Raw genomic sequence first — 23,328 nt, 5'->3', positions numbered from 1 at the left:
AAGCGAGCACACAGAATTGCTTGCCGACGCACCAACTGAGGAGATGGCTCGAGAGCTATCCCTTAGGCTGCCATTTTCTTATGCGCGTCGTGTAAATATGCTATTAGCCGAAAAAGAAGGCGGTCTTAAAGTTTTCTATACGGGTGATTTAAATGTTGCTCATTTACTTGAAATTCGCCGAGTAGCAGGGGCTGAATTTAAGCTAGAACAGTTAGAAGCTGAAAAGTTTGAGTTTATGCTCGAAGAGGCTTATCAGCGTGATAGCTCCGAAACCCAGCAAATGATGGAAGACATTGGCAACGAAGTCGATCTATTTTCGTTAGCGGAAGAGTTACCGCAAACGGAAGATTTATTAGCGGCTGATGATGATGCGCCGATCATCAAGTTAATCAATGCCATGCTGAGTGAAGCTATTAAAGATGGCGCCTCAGATATTCACATTGAAACCTTTGAACAAGATTTGGTGATACGATTTAGGGTAGATGGCGTTTTAAAAGAAGTTTTAAAGCCAAATCGAAAACTCGCGTCGCTACTTGTATCACGTATCAAGGTAATGGCTAAGCTCGATATCGCCGAAAAGCGTATCCCGCAAGATGGTCGTATTTCATTACGTATCGCAGGTCGTGCCGTCGATGTGCGTGTATCGACTATGCCGTCGAGCTTTGGTGAGCGTGTAGTACTACGTCTTCTCGATAAAAATAATGCGCGTCTAAACCTAGAAGATTTGGGTATGACTGAACGTAACCGTGAGTTATTCAGCGAGTTAATTGCCAAACCGCACGGTATTATTTTGGTGACCGGCCCAACAGGTTCAGGTAAGAGTACCACTCTGTATGCAGGTATGAGCCAAATCAATTCAAAAGACCGTAATATTCTAACGGTTGAAGATCCAATCGAATACGAAATTCCAGGCATTGGCCAAACTCAGGTTAACCCGAAAGTTGATATGACGTTTGCCCGAGGTTTACGTGCAATTCTTCGTCAAGACCCTGATGTAGTAATGGTTGGTGAGATCCGAGATTTAGAAACGGGTCAAATTGCGGTTCAGGCATCACTGACAGGTCACTTAGTTATGTCGACCCTGCATACCAACACGGCTTCTGGTGCTATCACACGTATGGAAGATATGGGTGTAGAGCCATTCTTATTGTCTTCTTCTCTATTAGGTGTGTTGTCTCAACGTCTAGTCCGTACCTTGTGTAATGATTGTAAAGAACCACATCAAGCCGATGAGCGTGAATGTGAATTACTAGGTGTAGGCAAAGACAGCAATACAACCATTTACCGTCCAGTTGGTTGTGAATCATGTAATTATAATGGCTATAAAGGTCGTACCGGTATTCATGAGTTATTGGTGGTTGATGAAGCGGTGCGTGAACTCATCCATAATGGTAAGGGTGAGCAGGCGGTAGAAAAGTATATTCGTACTTTCAGTCCTAGTATTCGTCAAGATGGATGTTCTCGGGTTCTGCAAGGACAAACTTCTTTAGAAGAAGTGTTACGTGTAACCCGTGAGGAAGGCTAACCATGGCAGCGTTTGAGTATCGAGCGCTCGATGGTAAGGGCAAAGAAAAGAAAGGTATCTTAGAGGGCGATACCGCGAAACAGATCCGCCAACAACTTCGAGAAAAAGGCATGATGCCTTTAGAAGTTGCGCCGGCTGCTGAGAAAGAAAAGCAGCAATCCGGTGGTGGGTTTAAACTGTTTACAGGTTATAAGCCTTCGGTCTCTGATATTGCTTTAATCACCCGTCAATTGGCAACACTTATCCAGTCTTCATTACCAGTCGAAGCAGCTGTGATGGCAGTGGCAGAGCAGTGTGAGAAACCCCGACTGAAGCGTATGCTGATGTCGGTGCGCTCTAAAGTTGTTGAGGGTTACACTTTGGCTGATGGTATGTCAGAGTTTCCTCATGTGTTCGATAACTTATACCGCGCCATGGTGGCAGCAGGTGAAAAGTCAGGTCATCTTGATGAAGTACTAAATCGTTTAGCTGATTACACAGAGCAACGCCAACACATGCGTAGCCAAATCACCCAGGCGATGGTGTATCCAAGTATTCTTGTGGTTTTTGCCATTGGTATTGTGGCGGTATTGCTTGGTACTGTGGTTCCAGAGATTTTGAAAACCTTTGAAAAGTCGAAACAAACACTGCCTTGGACCACTGAGTGGGTAATGGCTGCAAGTAACTTTGTACAAGCCTATTGGATGCCAAGTTTAATCGGTATTGTTGCTATAACAATTGGCATCAAACAGGCGCTACTGAAACCCAAGATTCGTTTTTGGTACGATACGCAATTATTACGTTTACCAGGTTTAGGCAAAATTAGTCGAAGTACTAATACAGCGCGCTTTGCGCGTACTCTTAGTATTTTGTCATCAAGTGCAGTACCGCTACTTGAAGGTATGAAGATTTCAGGGCAGGTACTTGAAAACGAGAAGATTAAATTAGCGGTATCCGAAGCTGCAGTTCGAGTCAGTGAAGGTGCAAGCTTAAGAGCGTCGCTTCAGCAAACCAAGTTATTCCCGCCTATGATGCTGCATATGATAGCCAGTGGTGAGAAGTCTGGTGAGCTAGAGCAAATGTTAGAGCGAGCGGCCAATAACCAAGATAGAGAATTTGAAACCATGGTCAGTGTATCATTGAAGCTGTTAGAGCCGGCAATGATAGCTACCATGGCCATTATTGTGTTGTTTATTGTTATGGCAATTCTGCAACCGATTATGGCAATGAACAATGCTATCGGTTAATTGTCAAAGAAAGAGTTTAAAAATAACAGCTATTATATAGTTTAAGAGGTATTCATTGTGAAAAAGCAATCAGGTTTCTCCCTAATAGAGGTAATGGTAGTACTGGTTATCATCGGTATGATCTTATCAATCGTTGCCCCAAACATTATGGGCCAGCAAGAAGAGGCTGCTTTAGATAAAGCACGCTTAGATATTCAACAGCTTGAAGATGCGATGAATATGTACAAGCTGAAGAATAAAAAGTACCCAACCACAGAGCAAGGTCTAGAGGCTCTGGTAACTAAAACGACGATAGATCCTATCCCACGCCGCTTCCCTGAAGGTGGATATCTTAAAGAACTACCTCTAGATCCATGGGATAACCATTACCAGTTAGTTAGTCCAGGTGAAATGGGCAAAATTGATATCTTTTCAATGGGCCCTGACGGTGAACTGGGTACTGACGACGATATAGGTAACTGGACTGACGAAGACGAAGCGCGTTAATACGTATGCGTTTAGGCTTAGGGCAAAATATCAATAAAGCAAAGGGCTTCAGTTTAATTGAAGTCCTTGTTGTGCTTGTGATCATCGCCATGTCAGTGAAGATGGTGAGTTACACCTTTGATGATGCCGAAGCCGAAGAATTAGAAAAACAAGCGCTCAGAGTATATAGAGTAATTAATCTTGCCTCTGAGTTTGCAGTATTAAACCAAATTGAGCTTGGCTTTCACCTTGATAAAAATGTCTTAGAATTTTTAGTCTTCGATGGTGAGAAGTGGGCGGTATTTGATGCTGAAGAATTATATGAACCTATTACCTTCGGTAAAGAATACAAAGTTAATCTGAATATTGAAGATTTATCTTGGTCGCAAGACAATTTGCTTGAGCAAGCTAATTGGCGAGAATTAATGGGCACCGGTGATGACGAAAGCTTGCTCGAGTTAAAAAAGCTCAAAGTGCCGCAAGTATTAATTTTATCTTCAGGCGAAGTGAGCGCGTTTCAGTTTAGTGTCGAGCTATCAGATAGAGATGCAGAACAAGCGCGTTACTTTATTGAAGGTGAGTTTATCGCCCCTGTTAATTTAAGAGTGGAGCCTGAAGTATGAAGAAGCAATCAGCTGGCTTTACTCTGTTAGAAGTGATGGTGGCTTTGGGGATCTGTGCCATGGCAGGTATTGCTGCCATGCAAGTGACAGGCGAACATGTCTCCCATATTGCTTCATTAGAAGAACAAACTTATGCATCTTGGGTAGCAGAGAATCGTTTGGTGATGATCCGCGCACAAGGTGATAAGTGGAATGGTAAGAATAACAACAAAGGTGAAGAAGAGTTAGCTGGTATGACTTGGTACTGGCAAGAGAAAGTCACCAAAACCAATGACCCAAGTTTTGTCAAAGTGCAAGTTGAAGTATTCAGCGATGCTGAATATAAAAATTCTTTGTATGACTTAAGTACATTCATTTTAAAGGGTAAGTAACGATGCGATTTACTTATCCTCAGAAAAACCGTCAGCGTGGTTTCACTTTACTTGAGGTCATGATTGCCCTGGGTATTCTCGGCTTTGTGGTGTTGGCGACTCACCAGATATTAAATTCAACGATTCAGGCTAAACAAGGCTCTGAAGAAGTGATTGCAGAATTAGACGCGCTCAATACGACTTTTCGCTTGATGGACCAAGATTTTAACCAAATGACCAAGCGTGAAACGCGTAATGAAGCGGGCGACTTTACACCGAGTTATATTCTTCATGGTCGTTACAATTTAGATAGTCAATATGATGGCATCGCGTTTGTACGCGACGGCTGGACAAATCCAATTAGTCTATTGCCTCGCTCTGAGTTGCAAGCTGTGGGTTATCGTGTGGTTGATGATAAATTAGAGCGTCTTTATCGTGTTTATGTAGATCAACTAGATGGTACAGAACCTCGCAGCCAAGTCATACTAGAGAATATTGAAGACTTAAAGTTTGAATTCTTAGACGACAAACAAAAATGGCAAGAAAATTGGGAAAAGAAAGCGCTGCCTTTAGCGGTTTCTGTAACCATTAAAATGCAAGAAATGGAGCCTATCACGCGTTTTTTCCTCACGCCGGGTGATGGCAAAGTGGCAAGCAGTACATCAAACACAAATAACGGCAATAACACTGGTAGTGGGAGAACTGGCCCATGAACCAGTTAACCTATAAGCATGGCCAGCAACAAGGCGCAGCACTGATCATTGTCTTGTTTATTGTCGCGCTTGCAGCCGTTATTGCTGCTGAAATGGCCACGAATTTAATGATCCAAGTTCAGCGAGCACAAAATATTCAAACTCATCAGCAAGCAAAATGGTATAGCTATGGTGCAGAAGAGCTGGTGAAAAAAGTCCTGATAGAAAGCAAGAAAAAAGACCCTGAGAAGGTGCATTTAGGCCAACCTTGGGCGTTAGAAGAAACTCCTTTCCCAGTAGACCATGGAACCTTAAGTGGGCAAGTGACCGATCTTCAAGCGTGTTTAAACTTAAACGCGCTGCGCGCACCAAAGGCACAAAATGCCAGTATTAATGATACGAATCCAGCGCATAAAGCCTTTTTAGAGCTGTTGAAGAACATAGAAGACTTGCCTTCAGATGAGAGTGAAGAAACCTTGGCTGACAGTGTATATGATTGGCTTGACGCCGATAGCATCACGTTTCGCTCGGGTGCAGAAGAAGACGAATATATGTCGTTGCGTACACCTTATTTAACCGCAAATAACGCATTTGCGTCAGTGTCTGAATTACGTGTGATCAGAGGCTTTAACCCGTTAGTTATGGAAAAGTTGCTCCCTTATGTATGTGTTATCCCTGGTAGTGAAGAATTAAAAATTAACGTGAATACCATTTTGCCAGAACAAGCATTATTACTGAGTGCACTAATCGATGGATTAAGTGAATCAGATGCACAAAGTATCATCTCTGCACGTCCAGAGCAGGGGTATGACAAAGTGGAAGATTTTCTTTCTGAAGCCACCGCCCAAGGGGCTCAGAATATTAAGCAAGTAACCGATCTATTTACCGTAAATAGTGACTATTTCAAGTTGCGCGCAAAAGCCATGTTCGATGAACGGCTTTTCACAATGACCTCAATTATTCAAATAAAAGAAGGTCAAGCGAGCATACTGGCGCGAAAATTTGGAGGCGTACAGTGACAGAAAAATTATTGATCCGTATTGATCAATCCGCCAAACAGGCTATACATTGGTTGGTCTACTCAACCGACCAGCAAATTATTGCCAGTGGTGAGTACAAACAACTATCAGATTTAGCTGAGTTAACAGAGAAAGCGCAAGGTAGAGAAACTAGCGTATTGCTTTCTGCATCAATGGTGCAGTTAAAAACCATTGAACTACCAACAAAGTGGAATAGAAAACTAGAACAAGCACTGCCATTTATGTTGGAAGAGCAACTGGCTTGTGATGTTGATGATGTATTCATCGCAATAGGTGAGCCGAGCGTTAAAGATGATAAACCGACCATTAATATAGCCTTATGTGATCGAACTTTACTTGCTGAGTTATTTGCAGCTTTAGATGAGTATCAGATTTTCGCGAAGCAAGTTCTGCCAGATGCTCTATTACTGCCAGAGCAGGCAGAAAGTGAACTTGCTGTTGTAGAGCTTGATGGTCAATGGTTATGTCGCTTAGGGCAGTGGCATGCATGTGTGATTGAGCCAAGCTGGGGGGCTGATTACTTGCATGCGCTAGCGGTCGAAAAAATTTCTCATTATAGTCCTGCTGATGCCTTGCCAGAGGTGGCGCCTAAGGTGGCAAAAGAGGCAGAATATGAACTGCCGCTTGCATTATTGGCTAAAAATTTAACCAGCACAGCATTCAATTTACGCCAAGGCATCTTTGCCGCAAAGAAAAGTACGCCACAATGGTGGAAAGATTGGCAGTCAGGCTTAATTGCAGCATCAGTGGCGTTGTTTGGTTTTGTGGTTGTTCAAGGCATTCAAGTTGTACAACTGAAAGATCAGGCCGAAAAAGTAAGAGCAGAAGCAGTTGCAACTTATCAACAAGCATTTCCAAATAAACGAGTACGCGAAGCGCTACTTAGACGTCAAATTGAAGGTGAATTAAAAGCCATTTCTGCGACCAAACAAGGTGGCTTCTTAGATTTGGCAGACAAGTTTGTGTCAGTTTATAGCCAAGTCAAAGATTTCCAGCCTGAGACTTTACGCTATGACCATAAACGTAATGAATTGCGTATTCGTGTAAAAGCCAAAGACTTTCAAGTGTTTGGTCAAGTTAAAACGATTCTTGAGCAAAAAGGTTTAACAGTGCAGCAAGGTTCATTAAATAACGATGGTGATGCTGTTATTGGTGAAATTAGATTGCGAGGTGATGTATGAAACAACAAGCAATCAACTACTGGGGCTCGCTAAAAGAGCAAGAGCAACGTTTACTTATCATCGCGGGTGTTGTTTTTATTGTTTTCGTTTTAGTGATGGGAGTATTAAAGCCACTCAATAAGGCAGTTGCTGAAGCTGAGCAAAAACTAAAGCGTGAGCAAAACTTTCAAGTATTTGTTGAGCAAAGCATTGGCAAGTTAAAAGCAGCTGGTAACTCAGCTCGCACTGCTTCAGGCAATTTATCGCAATTAGTGAACCGCAGTCGAGGCCGATATGGCATTGTTATCAGTCAGATGCAACCAAACAATGACAGTCTTCGTGTAAATATCGAAAACGTTGAATTTAATAAATTAGTTGGTTGGCTTGACGAACTGGTACACCAACATGGTGTCACTGTGGCAAACCTAGATATTTCACAAGGTGAAGACACAGGCTTTGTGCGTGTAAGTCGATTGGTGTTAGAGAAGTAGTATGAAGCAAAAAGTTTATTTAGTTCTGTTATTTATTTTCTCGTTTTTGGCTTTTGCTTTATCTCAGCTGCCCGCATCAGTTGCGGTGCAAGTCGCACAGGGTTACTTGCCTAAAAATGTGGCTTTTGGCAATTTGAGCGGCTCAATATGGCAGGGGCAAGTCAGTGAAGTTCGCGTCAATAAGGTTCAGGTTTTCAATGTTCGTTGGCAGTTAGAGCCTATCGCTTTACTAACAGGCAACCTTGCTGGTGATTTAACTTGGGGTAACCCGAGAGCGAGCGAAGAAATGTCAGGAAAAAGCCATTTCAGTCTTTCATTGTTAGACCAACAAGCGAGCTTGAAAGATGCTGTACTGCGTTTTGAAGTTGAACAGCTAATGGGACAGTTAAACCTCCCATTACCTGTTAAGGCAACGGGTCGCGTGATTTTTAACATTGATGAGTTTGAAAGTGGCAAACCTTACTGTCAGCAAATTAAAGGCGATGTATTTAGCCCAAATGTTCGTGTTGAAGGGCTAACTGGTTGGTTCTCAATTGGTGAGCTGGGCGCCGATTTAAACTGTAAGTCGGGTGATCTAGCTGCGGTAGTTCAGCCTGATAATCTATTGGGTTTACAGGCAGATGTACTTTTAGGAAACAACTTTCAATTTAAAGTTGCTGGTAACGTAAAGCCAGATGCCTCATTACCGAAAGAAGTACATGATGCGGTTAAATTCTTAGGGCGCCCTGATGCACAGGGCCGTTATCCGGTGAACTTGTAATGTTAGAGTTTTCGTTTACAGAGCAACATAAGACGTTGCTCATCGATTATTTATCTAGCACAGAGCAGGCTCTGCCTTATGCTGTTTGTGAAGGCTACCTGTTTGCAATTATTTGCAGCCCAGCAGGTATTGAAATGGAGCAGTGGCTAACGATCGTCAGTGGCGGTGATGAGCAAATTGCAGAAGAGCATGTTTTTGCTTTAATGGCAATGCATCACGATATCAGCGAGCGTGTCTTTGCGGGCCAGTTCCAGTTGCCTTATGCGTCATCAGCTTTTGTAGAACTACAACAATGGAGCCAAGGCTTTTTAGCGGGCATTGAGCACTTTTATGCTGAGCTAATTAATAGTGCAGTTTTAAATGATGAGCTTAAACAAGCATTGATCAGTAGCACAGAGCAACTGGGTTTCTTCGCTCTAGAGCAATCACAAATTGCTGCTTACTGTGATGCTAATAATGTTGAGCTAAATAGCTTTTGTCATCAGCAACATGCAATTGCGAACGAATTTGCCATGGCTTATGTGCAATTAGTAGAAAACGCCGCTGTTGAGAGTGGCTTGTATGATGAAGAGGGCTAAAACCCGAGAGTCTACTGTTGGGTAAGCGAGCACTTACCCCAGCTCTAATTCAATACTTGTGCAGCCTTTTGCACAACTTACCAAACCTTTATTCTTATCTTGTCCATTTAGATCTAATAGCAGAGGCTTGTCGCATTGTTCGCATAACAAGGTTTGCCCTTTGCTCAGTTTTTTAAGTATATTTTTGTGCTGGTTAAATGCTGCGGCACGCTTTTTATTAAAAGCATCAATATCTAGCTTCATTACAACGATTTTCCTTCAAAAATAGATTCGCCAGCAATTCTACAGATCTCATTTAGCTTATTACCATAAAAATAGAGATTAAGATCGTTTTCTTTGCAGTAACGAAGGTGGAAGGCCTTTAATTTATCATCAGTACCTAACGCATCATTTAAATATTCTAATTCGGTTTCATCTAACTCTAGTTTTTGCGAAATTTGTGTTCTGGCGATTTTAGCTGAAGTGCTTCTCGCTACTTTGCTTTGTTCACTCAGTAAGCTCACACCTTCGCCTAATAGTGCTTCTCTTGGCTCTTTAATAGCCGGATGTTCGATAGTAAAAAGTGCCAAAATGACAACAACAAGCAACAAAAACTTTTTCATTGGATACCGTAATATTGATCTAAACAGGAGGAAACAATTCAGAGTGTAATAAAATGGGGCTTTCAAAAGCAAGTGATTAAGTTATAAACACTGCATAAGCGCGTCCCTGGTTAAGGAAAATTCAATAATTTCTGAACCAATTGTACCCAGCTTGAATTTGCTTGCATATAATATCCTTATAGATAAAAAGGTCACTGTAGCAAGTACCTGTCGATCACAGCCATGAGGAGCCGAGATGGACAAACAAATAAAAGTAAAAAACATTCCGAGCGATGTAAAAATACAAAAGCCGGAGCTCCAGCCTGATAGGTTTAACCCTCGTAACCGTATTTATGTGCGTGCAGTTAAGGGGCTACACCAGCAACTTCGTAAGCGCTTAGGTTTTATTGGTATGTTGGCGTTTATGCTCATGCCATGGATTAATTTTGAGGGTCATCAAGCCGTTTATTTTGATCTCTTTGAGCAAAAGTTTAATATTTTCGGGTTAACCTTGATGCCACAAGATTTAACGGTGCTGGCATTTTTTCTTATGATCGCTGCATTTGCACTGTTTGTGGTGACCACGTTTTATGGTCGTGTTTGGTGTGGTTACACTTGCCCGCAAACCGTTTGGACTTTTATTTTCTTGTGGTTTGAAGAGAAGTTTGAAGGCAGCGCTAATCAACGTAAAAAACTCGATAGTCGAAAAATGGACTTTGATAAGTTTTGGCGAAAAACGGCAAAGCATAGTAGTTGGATTTTATTCTCTTTGTGGACCGCCATTAGCTTTGTTGGATTTTTCACTCCAATACGTGAATTAGTGCCAGATTTACTGACCTGGAGCGCAGGAAGTTATGCAGTTATCAGTATCTTAGTGTTTACGGCGTGTACATACGGTAATGCAGGCTGGATGAGGGAGATTATGTGCTTACATATGTGTCCTTATTCACGTTTTCAATCTGCCATGTTCGATAAAGACACCTTTACAGTTAGCTATGACGCGAAACGCGGTGAGTCACGTGGTCCTCGCTCTCGTAAACAAGATCCCAAAGAAATGGGGTTGGGTGACTGTATCGACTGTAATCTGTGTGTTCAGGTATGTCCTACAGGCATCGATATTCGTAATGGCTTGCAATATGAGTGTATCAACTGTGGTGCATGTATAGATGCGTGTGATGGGGTGATGGATAAAATGAATTATCCTCGAGGTTTAATTTCTTACACCACAGAGCGCAACCTTGAAACACCAGATAATAAAACCAAAGCATTCCGTGGCAAGCTGGCAGGTTACTTATTAATCATGACAGTGTTAATTGCTGCCCTAGTCGTTAATGTTGCCATGCGTAAGCCAATGGAACTCGATATTATTCGTGATAGAAATCAGCTTTATCGAGTCAATTTCGATGGTTTAGTTGAAAACACTTACACCCTAAAAGTCATCAATAAAACCCAGCAAACACAACAATACGACATTGCGGTTGAGGGGCTAAATAACTTTAATGTGCTGGGCAAACTGGCGATTGAAGTTCAAGCGGGTGAATCGATGAATGTGCCACTTTCTGTGATCATTGACCCTTATGACCTTAAAAAGCCAGTGACTGAATTCCACTTTAGAGTTCAAGTGAAAGGCGACCCGACAGTATCATTATCACAGCCTACCAACTTCTTTAAAGGCAAATAATTAGATACACTAATTAAACCAAGCAAAAGCGGGTATTCCCCGCTTTTTTTATGCCAAATGAGGAATACATGAGCGAGTTTAGTTTTGCGAATTTAAATCCAGATCGTATCTTGGATGCCATAGAAAGCATTGGGGTTTACCCTGAAACAGGCTTGCTACCTTTGAACAGTTATGAAAATCGCGTTTATCAGTTTAAAGCCGAAGACGGTAAGCGTTATGTCACTAAGTTTTATCGTCCCGAACGCTGGACTGAGGCGCAAATAAAAGAAGAGCATGCTTTTGCGCTTGAACTTGCTAATGAAGAAGTGCCTATTGTCGCGCCAGTCGAAATAGCTGGCGAAAGCTTATTCGAACATGCTGGCTACAAATTTGCGCTTTTTCCAAGTGTCGGTGGACGCCAGTTTGAAATCGACAATTTAGATCAGCTTGAAATGCTTGGCCGTTATATCGGACGACTTCACCTAGTTGGTAAGAGTAAACCATTCCAGCATAGGCTGAGTATTAATACTCAGAGCTACTTATTCGATGCCAAGGAAGTTATTGAAAATAGTAAGCTTGTACCTATACATCTAGAAACCGCGTTTTACACTATTTTAGAACAGGTTATTTCGCAAACAGTGCAAATGTATCATGTCGATAAGCCTATTCGTTTGCATGGTGATGCACATGCTGGCAATATTCTCTGCACAGGCGATTCACTGACCTTAGTGGATTTAGATGATTGTCGCTCAGGCCCTGCAATCCAAGATTTATGGATGATGCTTAATGGTGATAAAAACGAGCAGTTAATTCAGCTCGATACACTATTGATGGGGTACGAAGAATTTAACTCTTTTGATGCAAAAGAGCTGCAACTGATAGAACCGCTACGTGCGATGCGAATGGTGCATTACATGGGGTGGTTAGCTGCCAGGTGGGAAGATCCTGCATTTACACGGAACTTTTCTTGGTTTGCAACAGACAAATACTGGGAGCAGCAGATCTTAGCATTGAAAGAACAGCTTGCAGCGTTACAAGAACCTGCATTACAACTGTTTCCATAAAAATTGAGAAATAACTATGTTAAAAGCGTTAAAACTATCCATTCTATTTTTCTGTTTGCCGTTGTTAGCCATGGCTGCAGAATTTGATTTTAAAGAAGGTGTGCACTACCAAACTTTAACCACCCAAAAAAGTGAGCAAGCAAAAGTGACTGAGTTTTTCTCATTTTACTGCCCGCATTGCTTCCGTTTTGAACCAGTTGCTAAAGCATTAGAGCAAAGCTTGCCAGAAGGCGCTGTATTTGAAAAAAGCCATGTGAACTTTTTAGGTGGTTTGCCTGCGCAAGTACAAAGTAATTTAAGCTATGCCTATATCGTTGCAAAGCAAATGGGCAAAGGTGATGAAATTGCAGCTAAAATCTTCGACAGTATCCATGTAAAAAAAGCGCCATTGAATGACATTAAAGATGTGAAAAAGCTACTGGATCTTAATGGTATCAGCGAAAAGCAGTTTGATGCTGCACTAGCAAGTATGCCTGTGATTGCGGCTGAAAAGCTGATGCAAGACGACCAAAATCGTTTTTCAAAAGCGGGCGCACTATCTGGCGTGCCTACATTTATCGTGAGTGATAAATACAAAGTAAATACCAACAGTTTAAAGAGCCAAGAGCAATTCAACGCATTGGTTAAACATTTATTAGCAAAATAATACGGAGAATAAGATGTTAAAGCTAATTAAAGCCGCTGCGCTGGCACTCATGCTGCCTGTAGTTGCAAACGCAGCTCAGTTTGAAGAAGGTGTTCACTACGAAGTGGTTGCCGAGCGTGGTACTAAGAAACCTGAAGTGACAGAGTACTTCTCATTTTTCTGCCCTGCATGTAATGCGTTTGAACCTTTGATCGCTCAGGTAAAACCTAAACTGAATGAAGGTGTAAAGTTTAAAAAGAGCCACGTAGACTTCACAGGCCCTCGTGACCCTGAAGTACAAAAGATTATGGCTCAAGGCTTAGCTCTTGCTGAAGTGCTTCCTCAAAAAGATAAAATCATTGCTGCAATTTTTACGCATATTCATGGTAAGCGTAATAAGATCAATGAACTGGCGGATATGAAAGACATCTTCGTTGCACAAGGCGTAGACGCTACTAAGTTTGATAAAATGTACAAAAGCTTTGCTGTACGTACTAAGACTTCGAGAATGGCGCGTATGCAACAAAAGTGGTCTGAAAAGCGTGCGCTTACAGGCGTGCCTACGTTTATCGTAAATGGTAAATATAAACTGCGTTTACGTGAGTCAAAAACGACGACTCCAGAGCAGATCAGTGCATTAATTAATTATTTAGCTGCTAAATAATTAATTATGAGTTAGAACAGAGCCTCGCACTTGCGAGGCTTTTTTATTGGAAAAGACATGCATAAAATTTTGGTTTCAAGTTGCTTACTCGGACAACCCGTCCGTTATGATGGGCAATCTAAAGGACTAACAAATGATATTCTGACTCGGTGGTTGCAAGAAAAGCGAGTTGTTGCATTTTGCCCTGAAGTTGCGGGTGGCTTACCAACCCCCAGACCGCCTGCAGAGATCAATGCCGAAAAGGTGATCACGACTACAGGTGAGGATGTCACCAGTGAATTTCAGTTAGGTGCTGAAAAAGCACTCGCATTATGTAAAGCGCAGCAAATTAAATTTGCGTTGTTGAAAGAATCTAGCCCTTCATGTGGTCGAAATACTATTTACGATGGGTCGCATAAGGGAATTAAAGTGGTTGGAATGGGTTTAACTGCAGAAAAGCTCGTTAAAGCTGGTATACAGGTTTTTAGTGAAGAGCAATTGCCACAGTTAGTCACTGCTCTGGCAATTGCTGAAAAGAATTAGCGGGATTATTTACGCTGTAAAAATACACCAGACTCCACATGATGTGTATATGGGAACTGGTCGAAAATCGCAATGCGAGATACAGAGTGTGTTTTGCATAGCATGTCTAAATCACGCTCTAGTGTGTCTGGGTTACATGAAATATAAATGATGTTGTCGTAGTTAGACACCAAACGACAAGTGAGTTCATCCATGCCAGCACGTGGTGGGTCAACCAAAATAGTCTGGCAGTTGTAGTCTTGAAGGTTAATGCCATTTAATCTTGAGAATTGACGTTCACCTTTCATCGCTTGCGTAAACTCTTCACTCGACATGCGAACAATATCTAAGTTCTTAACCTTATTCGCTGCAATATTAATTTGTGCCGAGTTTACCGAAGATTTAGAGATTTCAGTCGCTAGCACTTTATTAAAGCTACCGGCTAAAGCAATTGAGAAGTTACCGTTACCACAATATAGCTCAAGTAAATCATTCTCCAGTGGCGCACAAAGGTCTTGCGCCCATTCCAGCATTTTCTCATTTACTTTCGCATTTGGCTGCGTAAAGCTATTTTCAACTTGTTGGTACTGATACGTTTGGCCATTTACAGTCAACTGCTCTGTAACAAAATCATTGCCTAAAACAATCTTTTGTTTGCGAGCGCGACCAATAAAGTCAATCTTATAGGTTTTCTGAAGTTCAGAACGTAATGCATTAATTGCTGCTAACCATTCATCATCAAGCTGTTTGTGATAAAGCAGGCTTACCAGGATCTCACCACTTAGCGTCGATAAGTAATCGATTTGGAAAAGCTTACGGCGAAGTATCTCGTTATGACGTAACTTCTCCATCATAACTTGCATGATTTCACTAATAAGCGGCGCGGCAGGGTCAAATGTTTCCACGCGAATTTTTTGTTTGCTCTCTTGGTCAAACATAATGTGGTAGAGATCGTCACCATCGTGCCATACTCTAAACTCAGCACGTTGACGGTATTGCGTTTTTGCTGAGTCAAAGACTTCAAGCTCTGGTGCGTTAAAGCGAGCAAATTGAGCACTAATACGCGTTTGCTTTTCAGCAAGCTGCTGTTCATAAGTGGCGGTATCAATAGTGATGACTGGCATAGTTAAACTGACCTTACAAATTCGAGAGCGGCTATTGTAGGGGGCATAGGTGATTTGTCCAGTTTCTCGCTAAAATTTGTTGTTTTTTTATACTAAACACTCAAGGGTCATTAATTTTTGCCGATAAGCAGAAAATAACCGAGCATATGCTTGGTTACCATTATTTCTGGGAGACAGAACATGAAAATTGGACAACTTAACCAGCTTCTTAATCCTGCTATGGCAAATAAGGCGAACAATAAAGCTGCCTTTAAGCCGACCATGCATTTAAACCCAGATAGCTATCATGGTGATAAGAGTAAAATAGCAGCTAAATTATTAGATGATAAATTGGCAGAAGCTTTAGGCATTGAAAAGCCAGAGAAAGAGAAAAAACCATTATTTGATTTCGAAGCTATCGTTAAAAATGTGCTCGACTTTGTCAAAGGTGCAGTGAACAAAGCAAAAGCAGATGGTAAAGATGACGACACTTTAAAAGATATGTTGGGTGCTGCACGAAAAGGTGTCCAAATGGGCATTGATGAAGCCACTTCGGAGTTAAAAGAAAGTGCGCTTTTTAATGATGATATTGAAGAGGGTATAGAAAAATCCCGAGAAGGCATTTTCAAAGGACTCGATGATTTTGAAGAAGAGTTATTTAACCCTAAACCTGCTTATATGCAGGTCAGTGCAGCACAGTATGCAAGTTTGTCGAATCAAGCAGAATATAGTTTTACAACTGCAGAGGGCGATGAAGTAACTATTTCACTGAGTGATGCTCGTTCAAAAGGTCAAGCAGCCAGCTATGCTCAAAACGGTGATAATTATGGTTTGGCTGTTTCAGAGCAATCGAGTGAGGAAGTCAGTTTTTCAATTAGTGTGAATGGCGAGCTTAATAAAGAAGAGCAAAAAGCCATAAATGAAATGATGAAAGACATTCGCAATGTCAGTGATTCATTTTTCTCTGGTGAATATGACGATGCATTTGAAAAAGCATCGGCATTAAATATAGAGAGCGATCAAATTACCAACTTCACGATGGATTTGCGTCAGACAAAAACAACCGCTGCAATTGCACAATATCAACAAGCCAACCCCATAAAAGAGTTAGAACAAGCGTTTCAACCTCTAGATAAACAATTAGAGAGTATTCATTCAGAAGGTAAAGCATTAGGCATTGAGCAGCAATTGCCAGATATCATGGCTTGGATGAACGATGGACAAGCAAGAATGGCTCAGCTTTTAGATTATGCGCAAGGCTTCTTCAATCAACTTGATAATAAGTCAGAGAAATCAGCTTAAGTGACTTGGCAAGTTATATAGGCTCGGGCAAACTTGCACCTCTATACAGAGGAGTCTTAGTTTGCCGCACATTTTAGTTTTTGATTCAGGTATTGGTGGGACCAGTGTCCTAACACATATCCAAAATACCCTACCAGGGGCAGACTATACCTACATAATGGATAATGCTTTACTGCCCTACGGTCTTCAGACTGAAGAAACAATTCAAAATAGACTGGCAAGTCTCGTTAATAAAATATCTTCAAATTTTTTTGGGGAAGTTGACTTAATAGTGATCGCTTGCAATACAGCTTCAACTTACGCACTGGCACATATTCGCCAGTTTACTCAAATTCCGATTGTTGGCGTGGTACCTGCAATAAAGCCTGCTGCACAAATTAGTATTAGAAAGCATATTGCTTTATTGGCAACGCCTGCTACTTCAAATAATCAGTATACGCAATCTTTAGTGAGTGAGTTTGCTAGTGATTGCCAAGTAAGTTTCTACCATTCAACAGAGTTGGTAAGGCTAGCAGAGCGTAAGTTTTGGTTAAATGAAGATGTACGAGAGGGTGTTAATAAGGAGCTATCAGCTATTAAGGTCGATAATCAAGCTGATGTTCTGATTTTAGGGTGCACACATTTTCCAATATTGAAGTATGAAATAGCAGGGTTTTATCAGACGCAGTGTGTATTAATCGACTCCGGAACTGCAATAGCAAAAAGAGTTCAGCACTTATTATCTGGCAGTATAGGTAAAATAGAAATAAAAAAGCCGCTACAGTTTTATGCAACGGCTTTAAATGAGGTCCCTGTTAATACAGGGTACGATGTGAAAAGTTTATATCTTTAACTTGCAACAGCTTCTTCAGGTGTCTCTGGTTTTTGTTTTGCAGCTCTAACCTTCAACGTACGTTGTTGGAACTCTTTTTCATTCAATGCTGCAATGGCTTTATCTGCATCAGCTTCTGCCATTTCCACAAAACCAAAACCACGACGTTTACCTGTATTTTTATCTTTTAATAAACGAACGTTGAATACACGGCCTTGTTCAGAAAAAAGTTCTCGAACGACACTTTCATTTGCCTTGTAAGGTAAGTTACCTACATAAAGCGTTTTTGTTTTTACTTCAGCATTATCAGATTGTGTGGTTGCATTACTTGTCGACATAACAGTTGCAATGAAACCACCGATGAGTGTGCCAATAGAAAAAGTAGCACCAAGATTAAGAGAAGAGTCTGCAAGAAGAGCATTAGCTGCAAAATAGCCGATTATCGCAATTGCTAAAACAATAAAAAGAGACTTTTGTTGAGTTGGGTTCATAAGGATCTACCAATATACAATGAGTATACAATAATTTAACAAACGAGCTGCTATCTTAGCGTCTTAAAATGTTTAAGCAATAATTAAAAAGAGAAATTAGCTATTCAAAGTTGGTAAATAGAGCGTTTTTTATTCTAACAAGTCTTTTTTGTTCTCTTTTTGAGCGGTTGAACACATTTCTTAAAATTAATTGAAAAAAGGGGTTGCGCACTTTTAATTTCTCCCTATAATGCGCACCCACTGACACGGGGCGAGACGCTGAAAAGCAAATCAAAACGATGTCGAGTCAAATAAAACTTAATCTTAAATAACTTTTTAAAATTAAGTGTTGACATAAAAAGTGAAGCCGTTATTATGGCGCTCCACTTCGCAGCAAGGCTGCGGTAACTAACCAAGCGTTAGTTACACCGTTCTTTAAAAATATGAAGCAATCATCTGTGTGGGCACTCGTACAGATTGAGTTCTAACAGCTCTTGATTCAGGAGCAAAAAAATTTAGAGTCTCAATTTCTTATGAGTGACTATATAGTCAATTTATACAGAATTCATTGAGCACGAATCTTAGGATTCAAAAACTTTTAATTGAAGAGTTTGATCATGGCTCAGATTGAACGCTGGCGGCAGGCCTAACACATGCAAGTCGAGCGGTAACATTTCTAGCTTGCTAGAAGATGACGAGCGGCGGACGGGTGAGTAATGCTTGGGAATATGCCTTAGGGTGGGGGACAACAGTTGGAAACGACTGCTAATACCGCATAACGTCTACGGACCAAAGGGGGCTTCGGCTCTCGCCCTTAGATTAGCCCAAGTGGGATTAGCTAGTTGGTGAGGTAATGGCTCACCAAGGCGACGATCCCTAGCTGGTTTGAGAGGATGATCAGCCACACTGGAACTGAGACACGGTCCAGACTCCTACGGGAGGCAGCAGTGGGGAATATTGCACAATGGGCGCAAGCCTGATGCAGCCATGCCGCGTGTGTGAAGAAGGCCTTAGGGTTGTAAAGCACTTTCAGTAAGGAGGAAAGGTTAGTAGTTAATACCTGCTAGCTGTGACGTTACTTACAGAAGAAGCACCGGCTAACTCCGTGCCAGCAGCCGCGGTAATACGGAGGGTGCGAGCGTTAATCGGAATTACTGGGCGTAAAGCGTACGCAGGCGGTTTGTTAAGCGAGATGTGAAAGCCCCGGGCTCAACCTGGGAACTGCATTTCGAACTGGCAAACTAGAGTATGATAGAGGGTGGTAGAATTTCAGGTGTAGCGGTGAAATGCGTAGAGATCTGAAGGAATACCGATGGCGAAGGCAGCCACCTGGGTCAATACTGACGCTCATGTACGAAAGCGTGGGGAGCAAACGGGATTAGATACCCCGGTAGTCCACGCCGTAAACGATGTCTACTAGGAGCTGGGGTCTTCGGACAACTTTTCCAAAGCTAACGCATTAAGTAGACCGCCTGGGGAGTACGGCCGCAAGGTTAAAACTCAAATGAATTGACGGGGGCCCGCACAAGCGGTGGAGCATGTGGTTTAATTCGATGCAACGCGAAGAACCTTACCTACACTTGACATACAGAGAACTTACCAGAGATGGTTTGGTGCCTTCGGGAACTCTGATACAGGTGCTGCATGGCTGTCGTCAGCTCGTGTTGTGAGATGTTGGGTTAAGTCCCGCAACGAGCGCAACCCCTATCCTTAGTTGCCAGCGATTCGGTCGGGAACTCTAAGGAGACTGCCGGTGATAAACCGGAGGAAGGTGGGGACGACGTCAAGTCATCATGGCCCTTACGTGTAGGGCTACACACGTGCTACAATGGCGCATACAGAGTGCTGCAAGCTCGCGAGAGTTAGCGAATCACTTAAAGTGCGTCGTAGTCCGGATTGGAGTCTGCAACTCGACTCCATGAAGTCGGAATCGCTAGTAATCGCGGATCAGAATGCCGCGGTGAATACGTTCCCGGGCCTTGTACACACCGCCCGTCACACCATGGGAGTGGGTTGCTCCAGAAGTAGGTAGCTTAACCTTAGGGAGGGCGCTTACCACGGAGTGATTCATGACTGGGGTGAAGTCGTAACAAGGTAGCCCTAGGGGAACCTGGGGCTGGATCACCTCCTTAACGATTTAGAACAGATTTGTTCGTAGTGTCCACACAGATGATTGTTAGTTAGCTTTATAGCTAATTAATATTGCTCTTTAAAAATTTGGAAAAGCTGATAATTAATTCTTTTAGAAGAAATTCTAAAAAGAGTTTTCAAAAGTAAAACAATGCCGATAAACATTCATTTGTTTATTAGCGTCTACTTTAGTATTCAATATTAACTTCTGGCGAAGTTAAAACTGTCTTTGACGATACAAACCATTTTGGGTTGTATGGTTAAGTGACTAAGCGTACACGGTGGATGCCTTGGCAGTTGGAGGCGATGAAGGACGTACTAACTTGCGATAAGCCTAGTCAAGCCAGTAAGAGGCGCTTGAGACTAGGATTTCCGAATGGGGAAACCCACCTGTTTACAGGTATCGTTAACTGAATACATAGGTTAACGAGGCGAACGCGGAGAACTGAAACATCTAAGTACCCGTAGGAAAAGAAATCAACCGAGATTCCGAAAGTAGCGGCGAGCGAAATCGGACTAGCCCTTAAGCTTTAGTGTAGTTAGTGGAACATTCTGGAAAGTTTGACGATACAGGGTGACAGTCCCGTACACAAAAACTTATCTAAAGTGAAATCGAGTAGGTCGGAGCACGTGAAACTTTGACTGAATATAGGTGGACCATCATCTAAGGCTAAATACTCCCAACTGACCGATAGTGAACCAGTACCGTGAGGGAAAGGCGAAAAGAACCCCTGTGAGGGGAGTGAAATAGAACCTGAAACCGTGTACGTACAAGCAGTAGGAGCCCTTCGAGGGTGACTGCGTACCTTTTGTATAATGGGTCAGCGACTTATATTTTGTAGCGAGGTTAACCGTTTAGGGTAGCCGTAGCGAAAGCGAGTCTTAACTGGGCGTTGAGTTGCAAGGTATAGACCCGAAACCCGGTGATCTAGCCATGGGCAGGTTGAAGGTTGAGTAACATCAACTGGAGGACCGAACCCACTAACGTTGAAAAGTTAGGGGATGACCTGTGGCTTGGAGTGAAAGGCTAATCAAACCGGGAGATAGCTGGTTCTCCCCGAAATCTATTTAGGTAGAGCCTCGGACGAATACTTACGGGGGTAGAGCACTGTTAAGGCTAGGGGGTCATCCCGACTTACCAACCCTTTGCAAACTCCGAATACCGTAAAGTAATATCCGGGAGACACACGGTGGGTGCTAACGTCCATCGTGGAGAGGGAAACAACCCAGACCGTCAGCTAAGGTCCCAAAGTGTATGTTAAGTGGGAAACGATGTGGGAAGGCTAAAACAGCTAGGAGGTTGGCTTAGAAGCAGCCATCCTTTAAAGAAAGCGTAATAGCTCACTAGTCGAGTCGGCCTGCGCGGAAGATGTAACGGGGCTAAACATACCACCGAAGCTACGGCTGCATACATTAGTATGCGGGGTAGGGGAGCGTTCTGTAAGTGGCTGAAGGTGTGCCGGGAGGCATGCTGGACATATCAGAAGTGCGAATGCTGACATGAGTAACGATAATGCGGGTGAAAAACCCGCACGCCGGAAGACCAAGGGTTCCTATCCCATGTTAATCAGGGTAGGGTAAGTCGACCCCTAAGGCGAGGCTGAAGAGCGTAGTCGATGGGAAACGGGTTAATATTCCCGTACTTGGAATAATTGCGATGGGGGGACGGAGCAGGCTAATCAAGCATGGCGTTGGTTGTCCATGTGAAAGGCTGTAGGCTGGTGACTTAGGAAAATCCGGGTCGCTAAGGCTGAGAGTCGAGACGAGCTACTACGGTAGTGAAGTTGATGATGCCCTACTTCCAGGAAAAGCCTCTAAGCTTCAGATTATTTCGAATCGTACCCCAAACCGACACAGGTGGTCAGGTAGAGAATACTAAGGCGCTTGAGAGAACTCGGGTGAAGGAACTAGGCAAAATTGTACCGTAACTTCGGGAGAAGGTACGCTCCTATCTGTGATGAGATTTACTCTCTAAGCGGACGGGAGCCGCAGTGACCAGGTGGCTGGGACTGTTTATTAAAAACACAGCACTGTGCAAAATCGTAAGATGACGTATACGGTGTGACACCTGCCCGGTGCCGGAAGGTTAATTGATGGGGTTAGCTTAGGCGAAGCTCTTGATCGAAGCCCCGGTAAACGGCGGCCGTAACTATAACGGTCCTAAGGTAGCGAAATTCCTTGTCGGGTAAGTTCCGACCTGCACGAATGGTGTAACCATGGCCACGCTGTCTCCACCCGAGACTCAGTGAAATTGAAATCGCAGTGAAGATGCTGTGTACCCGCGGCTAGACGGAAAGACCCCGTGAACCTTTACTACAGCTTGGCACTGAACATTGAGCCTACATGTGTAGGATAGGTGGGAGGCTTTGAAGTGGCGTCGCCAGATGTCATGGAGCCATCCTTGAAATACCACCCTTGTATGTTTGATGTTCTAACATAGGCCCCTAATCGGGGTTGTGGACAGTGCCTGGTGGGTAGTTTGACTGGGGCGGTCTCCTCCCAAAGAGTAACGGAGGAGCACGAAGGTTGGCTAAGTACGGTCGGACATCGTACGGTTAGTGTAATGGTAGAAGCCAGCTTAACTGCGAGACAGACACGTCGAGCAGGTACGAAAGTAGGTCATAGTGATCCGGTGGTTCTGAATGGAAGGGCCATCGCTCAACGGATAAAAGGTACTCCGGGGATAACAGGCTGATACCGCCCAAGAGTTCATATCGACGGCGGTGTTTGGCACCTCGATGTCGGCTCATCACATCCTGGGGCTGAAGTCGGTCCCAAGGGTATGGCTGTTCGCCATTTAAAGTGGTACGCGAGCTGGGTTTAGAACGTCGTGAGACAGTTCGGTCCCTATCTGCCGTGGGCGTTTGAGAATTGAGAGGGGCTGCTCCTAGTACGAGAGGACCGGAGTGGACGAACCGCTGGTGTTCGGGTTGTGATGCCAATTGCATTGCCCGGTAGCTACGTTCGGAATCGATAACCGCTGAAAGCATCTAAGCGGGAAGCGAGCCTCGAGATGAGTTCTCACTTTAACTTTAAGTTAACTGAAGGGCCGTTGGAGACTACAACGTTGATAGGCTGGGTGTGGAAGTGTAGTGATACATTAAGCTAACCAGTACTAATTACCCGTGAGGCTTAACCATACAACGCCAAAGTGGTTTTAGCTCAGAAGCTAATATGAACTAGAGTAGAAGTTTTAGAAATTATCAGATTTTTTCCAGATTTTAAGTTAATTGCGAAAGCGATTAGCGCACCGAATTTCCTGGTGACTATAGCGTTTTGGAACCACCTGACCCCATGCCGAACTCAGAAGTGAAACGAAACAGCGTCGATGATAGTGTGGGCTTCCCATGTGAAAGTAGAACATCGCCAGGGCCTAATTAAAGAAACCCGTTGCAGCAATGCAGCGGGTTTTTTGCGTTTATGGTGCTAAATCGTCCTGCACGGTGATGAGGCAATGCTCGGTGATAAAAAGACGAATTAGCGCAAGGTGAAGAGAGCAGCCTTCAC

General features: G+C 43.0%; 22 protein-coding genes and 3 rRNA genes. 21 read left to right on the top strand and 4 right to left on the bottom strand.

The window, feature by feature from the left end; translation table 11 throughout:
• Positions 1–43 precede the first annotated feature (43 nt).
• The 11 genes from gspE to ACXAC4_RS15870 are packed head-to-tail and all read left to right on the top strand — an operon-like array spanning position 44 to position 8,910.
• The gene (gene gspE / locus ACXAC4_RS15920) at positions 44–1,525 is read left to right on the top strand and encodes a type II secretion system ATPase GspE (RefSeq protein ID WP_475164171.1); all 1,482 of its coding nucleotides are present in this window, start codon (positions 44–46) and stop codon (positions 1,523–1,525) included.
• Between the two features lie 2 nt (positions 1,526–1,527).
• Positions 1,528–2,751, top strand: coding sequence for a type II secretion system inner membrane protein GspF (gspF, locus tag ACXAC4_RS15915; protein ID WP_475163307.1), 1,224 nt, complete (start codon positions 1,528–1,530; stop codon positions 2,749–2,751).
• A 57-nt stretch (positions 2,752–2,808) separates the two neighbouring features.
• Positions 2,809–3,237, top strand: a complete 429-nt coding sequence (gspG, locus tag ACXAC4_RS15910; RefSeq protein WP_475163304.1) for a type II secretion system major pseudopilin GspG — start codon at positions 2,809–2,811, stop codon at positions 3,235–3,237.
• Positions 3,238–3,242: 5 nt separating this feature from the next.
• Positions 3,243–3,839, top strand: coding sequence for a type II secretion system protein (locus ACXAC4_RS15905; protein WP_475163302.1), 597 nt, complete (start codon positions 3,243–3,245; stop codon positions 3,837–3,839).
• Positions 3,836–4,210, top strand: a complete 375-nt coding sequence (gene gspI / locus ACXAC4_RS15900; protein ID WP_058031235.1) for a type II secretion system minor pseudopilin GspI — start codon at positions 3,836–3,838, stop codon at positions 4,208–4,210. Before ACXAC4_RS15905 ends, gspI begins: the two co-directional genes overlap by 4 nt.
• 2 nt (positions 4,211–4,212) lie before the next feature.
• Complete coding sequence (gene gspJ, locus ACXAC4_RS15895) at positions 4,213–4,902, top strand: type II secretion system minor pseudopilin GspJ (protein ID WP_421964862.1); 690 nt, start codon at positions 4,213–4,215, stop codon at positions 4,900–4,902.
• The gene (gene gspK / locus ACXAC4_RS15890) at positions 4,899–5,900 is read left to right on the top strand and encodes a type II secretion system minor pseudopilin GspK (protein WP_421964861.1); all 1,002 of its coding nucleotides are present in this window, start codon (positions 4,899–4,901) and stop codon (positions 5,898–5,900) included. The genes gspJ and gspK overlap by 4 nt, the downstream gene beginning before the upstream one ends.
• Complete coding sequence (gspL, locus tag ACXAC4_RS15885; protein ID WP_475163297.1) at positions 5,897–7,102, top strand: type II secretion system protein GspL; 1,206 nt, start codon at positions 5,897–5,899, stop codon at positions 7,100–7,102. Before gspK ends, gspL begins: the two co-directional genes overlap by 4 nt.
• The gene (gene gspM / locus ACXAC4_RS15880; RefSeq protein ID WP_475163294.1) at positions 7,099–7,572 is read left to right on the top strand and encodes a type II secretion system protein GspM; all 474 of its coding nucleotides are present in this window, start codon (positions 7,099–7,101) and stop codon (positions 7,570–7,572) included. The genes gspL and gspM overlap by 4 nt, the downstream gene beginning before the upstream one ends.
• Before the next feature lies 1 nt (position 7,573).
• Entirely contained in the window at positions 7,574–8,332 is a 759-nt protein-coding gene (locus ACXAC4_RS15875; RefSeq protein ID WP_475163293.1) for a type II secretion system protein N, read from the top strand.
• Positions 8,332–8,910: a UPF0149 family protein gene (locus ACXAC4_RS15870; protein WP_475163290.1), complete on the top strand. Its 579-nt coding sequence runs from the start codon at positions 8,332–8,334 to the stop codon at positions 8,908–8,910. Before ACXAC4_RS15875 ends, ACXAC4_RS15870 begins: the two co-directional genes overlap by 1 nt.
• A 33-nt stretch (positions 8,911–8,943) precedes the next feature.
• On the opposite strand, the gene ACXAC4_RS15865 is transcribed toward ACXAC4_RS15870, so the two are convergent.
• Positions 8,944–9,153, bottom strand: coding sequence for a hypothetical protein (locus tag ACXAC4_RS15865; RefSeq protein ID WP_475163286.1), 210 nt, complete (start codon positions 9,151–9,153; stop codon positions 8,944–8,946).
• The gene (locus ACXAC4_RS15860) at positions 9,153–9,512 is read right to left on the bottom strand and encodes a hypothetical protein (protein ID WP_138477870.1); all 360 of its coding nucleotides are present in this window, start codon (positions 9,510–9,512) and stop codon (positions 9,153–9,155) included. The genes ACXAC4_RS15865 and ACXAC4_RS15860 overlap by 1 nt, the downstream gene beginning before the upstream one ends.
• 235 nt (positions 9,513–9,747) lie before the next feature.
• Here ACXAC4_RS15860 and ccoG point away from each other — a divergent pair, with 235 nt between their 5' ends.
• The 5 genes from ccoG (at position 9,748) to ACXAC4_RS15835 (ending at position 14,026) form a co-directional block, all read left to right on the top strand.
• Entirely contained in the window at positions 9,748–11,172 is a 1,425-nt protein-coding gene (gene ccoG, locus ACXAC4_RS15855) for a cytochrome c oxidase accessory protein CcoG (protein ID WP_475163281.1), read from the top strand.
• A 68-nt stretch (positions 11,173–11,240) separates the two neighbouring features.
• Positions 11,241–12,215, top strand: coding sequence for a serine/threonine protein kinase (locus tag ACXAC4_RS15850; protein ID WP_475163279.1), 975 nt, complete (start codon positions 11,241–11,243; stop codon positions 12,213–12,215).
• A gap of 16 nt (positions 12,216–12,231) precedes the next feature.
• Entirely contained in the window at positions 12,232–12,861 is a 630-nt protein-coding gene (locus tag ACXAC4_RS15845) for a thiol:disulfide interchange protein DsbA/DsbL (protein ID WP_475163276.1), read from the top strand.
• A gap of 13 nt (positions 12,862–12,874) precedes the next feature.
• Positions 12,875–13,504 (top strand): thiol:disulfide interchange protein DsbA/DsbL, encoded by a 630-nt coding sequence (locus ACXAC4_RS15840; RefSeq protein WP_475163272.1) that lies wholly within the window; start codon positions 12,875–12,877, stop codon positions 13,502–13,504.
• Between the two features lie 57 nt (positions 13,505–13,561).
• Positions 13,562–14,026, top strand: coding sequence for a 2-thiouracil desulfurase family protein (locus ACXAC4_RS15835; protein ID WP_475163269.1), 465 nt, complete (start codon positions 13,562–13,564; stop codon positions 14,024–14,026).
• A gap of 5 nt (positions 14,027–14,031) precedes the next feature.
• On the opposite strand, the gene trmA is transcribed toward ACXAC4_RS15835, so the two are convergent.
• Positions 14,032–15,129 carry a tRNA (uridine(54)-C5)-methyltransferase TrmA gene (gene trmA / locus ACXAC4_RS15830; RefSeq protein WP_475163265.1) on the bottom strand — a complete coding sequence of 366 codons (1,098 nt, stop codon included), beginning with the start codon at positions 15,127–15,129 and terminating at the stop codon, positions 14,032–14,034.
• A 180-nt stretch (positions 15,130–15,309) separates the two neighbouring features.
• Here trmA and ACXAC4_RS15825 point away from each other — a divergent pair, with 180 nt between their 5' ends.
• Together ACXAC4_RS15825 and murI are read left to right on the top strand one after the other, a co-directional pair.
• Positions 15,310–16,410: a DUF5610 domain-containing protein gene (locus ACXAC4_RS15825; protein ID WP_475163260.1), complete on the top strand. Its 1,101-nt coding sequence runs from the start codon at positions 15,310–15,312 to the stop codon at positions 16,408–16,410.
• Positions 16,411–16,471: 61 nt separating this feature from the next.
• The gene (gene murI / locus ACXAC4_RS15820) at positions 16,472–17,242 is read left to right on the top strand and encodes a glutamate racemase (protein WP_475163256.1); all 771 of its coding nucleotides are present in this window, start codon (positions 16,472–16,474) and stop codon (positions 17,240–17,242) included.
• Here the strand turns inward: murI and ACXAC4_RS15815 are convergent.
• On the bottom strand, positions 17,239–17,712 hold the full coding sequence (locus tag ACXAC4_RS15815; protein ID WP_475163251.1) for an RNA recognition motif domain-containing protein: 474 nt from the start codon (positions 17,710–17,712) through the stop codon (positions 17,239–17,241). The genes murI and ACXAC4_RS15815 overlap by 4 nt on opposite strands.
• A 578-nt stretch (positions 17,713–18,290) precedes the next feature.
• On the opposite strand from ACXAC4_RS15815, the gene ACXAC4_RS15810 reads away from it, so the two are divergent.
• The 3 genes from ACXAC4_RS15810 to rrf all read left to right on the top strand — a co-directional run bounded on the left by ACXAC4_RS15810 (position 18,291) and on the right by rrf (position 23,193).
• A 16S ribosomal RNA gene (locus ACXAC4_RS15810) occupies positions 18,291–19,823 on the top strand.
• 256 nt (positions 19,824–20,079) lie between these two features.
• Positions 20,080–22,961, top strand: a 23S ribosomal RNA gene (locus ACXAC4_RS15805).
• A 118-nt stretch (positions 22,962–23,079) separates the two neighbouring features.
• A 5S ribosomal RNA gene (gene rrf, locus ACXAC4_RS15800) occupies positions 23,080–23,193 on the top strand.
• Together the 16S, 23S and 5S rRNA genes form the textbook arrangement of a ribosomal RNA operon.
• The last annotated feature ends 135 nt before the right edge of the window (positions 23,194–23,328 follow it).

Source organism: Pseudoalteromonas sp. AWM4_233, from assembly GCF_056158285.1.
This window is presented reverse-complemented; position numbering and strand designations above follow the sequence as displayed.

What these genes read in the sequence shown, in the direction of transcription:
- gspE (WP_475164171.1), top strand. Translation starts at nt 44, where the DNA reads ATGGCTCGAGAGCTATCCCTTAGGCTGCCATTTTCTTATGCGCGTCGT.
- gspF (WP_475163307.1), top strand. Translation starts at nt 1,528, where the DNA reads ATGGCAGCGTTTGAGTATCGAGCGCTCGATGGTAAGGGCAAAGAAAAG.
- ACXAC4_RS15905 (WP_475163302.1), top strand. Translation starts at nt 3,243, where the DNA reads ATGCGTTTAGGCTTAGGGCAAAATATCAATAAAGCAAAGGGCTTCAGT.
- gspI (WP_058031235.1), top strand. Translation starts at nt 3,836, where the DNA reads ATGAAGAAGCAATCAGCTGGCTTTACTCTGTTAGAAGTGATGGTGGCT.
- gspJ (WP_421964862.1), top strand. Translation starts at nt 4,213, where the DNA reads ATGCGATTTACTTATCCTCAGAAAAACCGTCAGCGTGGTTTCACTTTA.
- gspK (WP_421964861.1), top strand. Translation starts at nt 4,899, where the DNA reads ATGAACCAGTTAACCTATAAGCATGGCCAGCAACAAGGCGCAGCACTG.
- gspM (WP_475163294.1), top strand. Translation starts at nt 7,099, where the DNA reads ATGAAACAACAAGCAATCAACTACTGGGGCTCGCTAAAAGAGCAAGAG.
- ACXAC4_RS15875 (WP_475163293.1), top strand. Translation starts at nt 7,574, where the DNA reads ATGAAGCAAAAAGTTTATTTAGTTCTGTTATTTATTTTCTCGTTTTTG.
- ACXAC4_RS15870 (WP_475163290.1), top strand. Translation starts at nt 8,332, where the DNA reads ATGTTAGAGTTTTCGTTTACAGAGCAACATAAGACGTTGCTCATCGAT.
- ACXAC4_RS15865 (WP_475163286.1), bottom strand. Translation starts at nt 9,153, where the DNA reads ATGAAGCTAGATATTGATGCTTTTAATAAAAAGCGTGCCGCAGCATTT.
- ACXAC4_RS15860 (WP_138477870.1), bottom strand. Translation starts at nt 9,512, where the DNA reads ATGAAAAAGTTTTTGTTGCTTGTTGTTGTCATTTTGGCACTTTTTACT.
- ccoG (WP_475163281.1), top strand. Translation starts at nt 9,748, where the DNA reads ATGGACAAACAAATAAAAGTAAAAAACATTCCGAGCGATGTAAAAATA.
- ACXAC4_RS15850 (WP_475163279.1), top strand. Translation starts at nt 11,241, where the DNA reads ATGAGCGAGTTTAGTTTTGCGAATTTAAATCCAGATCGTATCTTGGAT.
- ACXAC4_RS15845 (WP_475163276.1), top strand. Translation starts at nt 12,232, where the DNA reads ATGTTAAAAGCGTTAAAACTATCCATTCTATTTTTCTGTTTGCCGTTG.
- ACXAC4_RS15840 (WP_475163272.1), top strand. Translation starts at nt 12,875, where the DNA reads ATGTTAAAGCTAATTAAAGCCGCTGCGCTGGCACTCATGCTGCCTGTA.
- ACXAC4_RS15835 (WP_475163269.1), top strand. Translation starts at nt 13,562, where the DNA reads ATGCATAAAATTTTGGTTTCAAGTTGCTTACTCGGACAACCCGTCCGT.
- trmA (WP_475163265.1), bottom strand. Translation starts at nt 15,129, where the DNA reads ATGCCAGTCATCACTATTGATACCGCCACTTATGAACAGCAGCTTGCT.
- ACXAC4_RS15825 (WP_475163260.1), top strand. Translation starts at nt 15,310, where the DNA reads ATGAAAATTGGACAACTTAACCAGCTTCTTAATCCTGCTATGGCAAAT.
- ACXAC4_RS15815 (WP_475163251.1), bottom strand. Translation starts at nt 17,712, where the DNA reads ATGAACCCAACTCAACAAAAGTCTCTTTTTATTGTTTTAGCAATTGCG.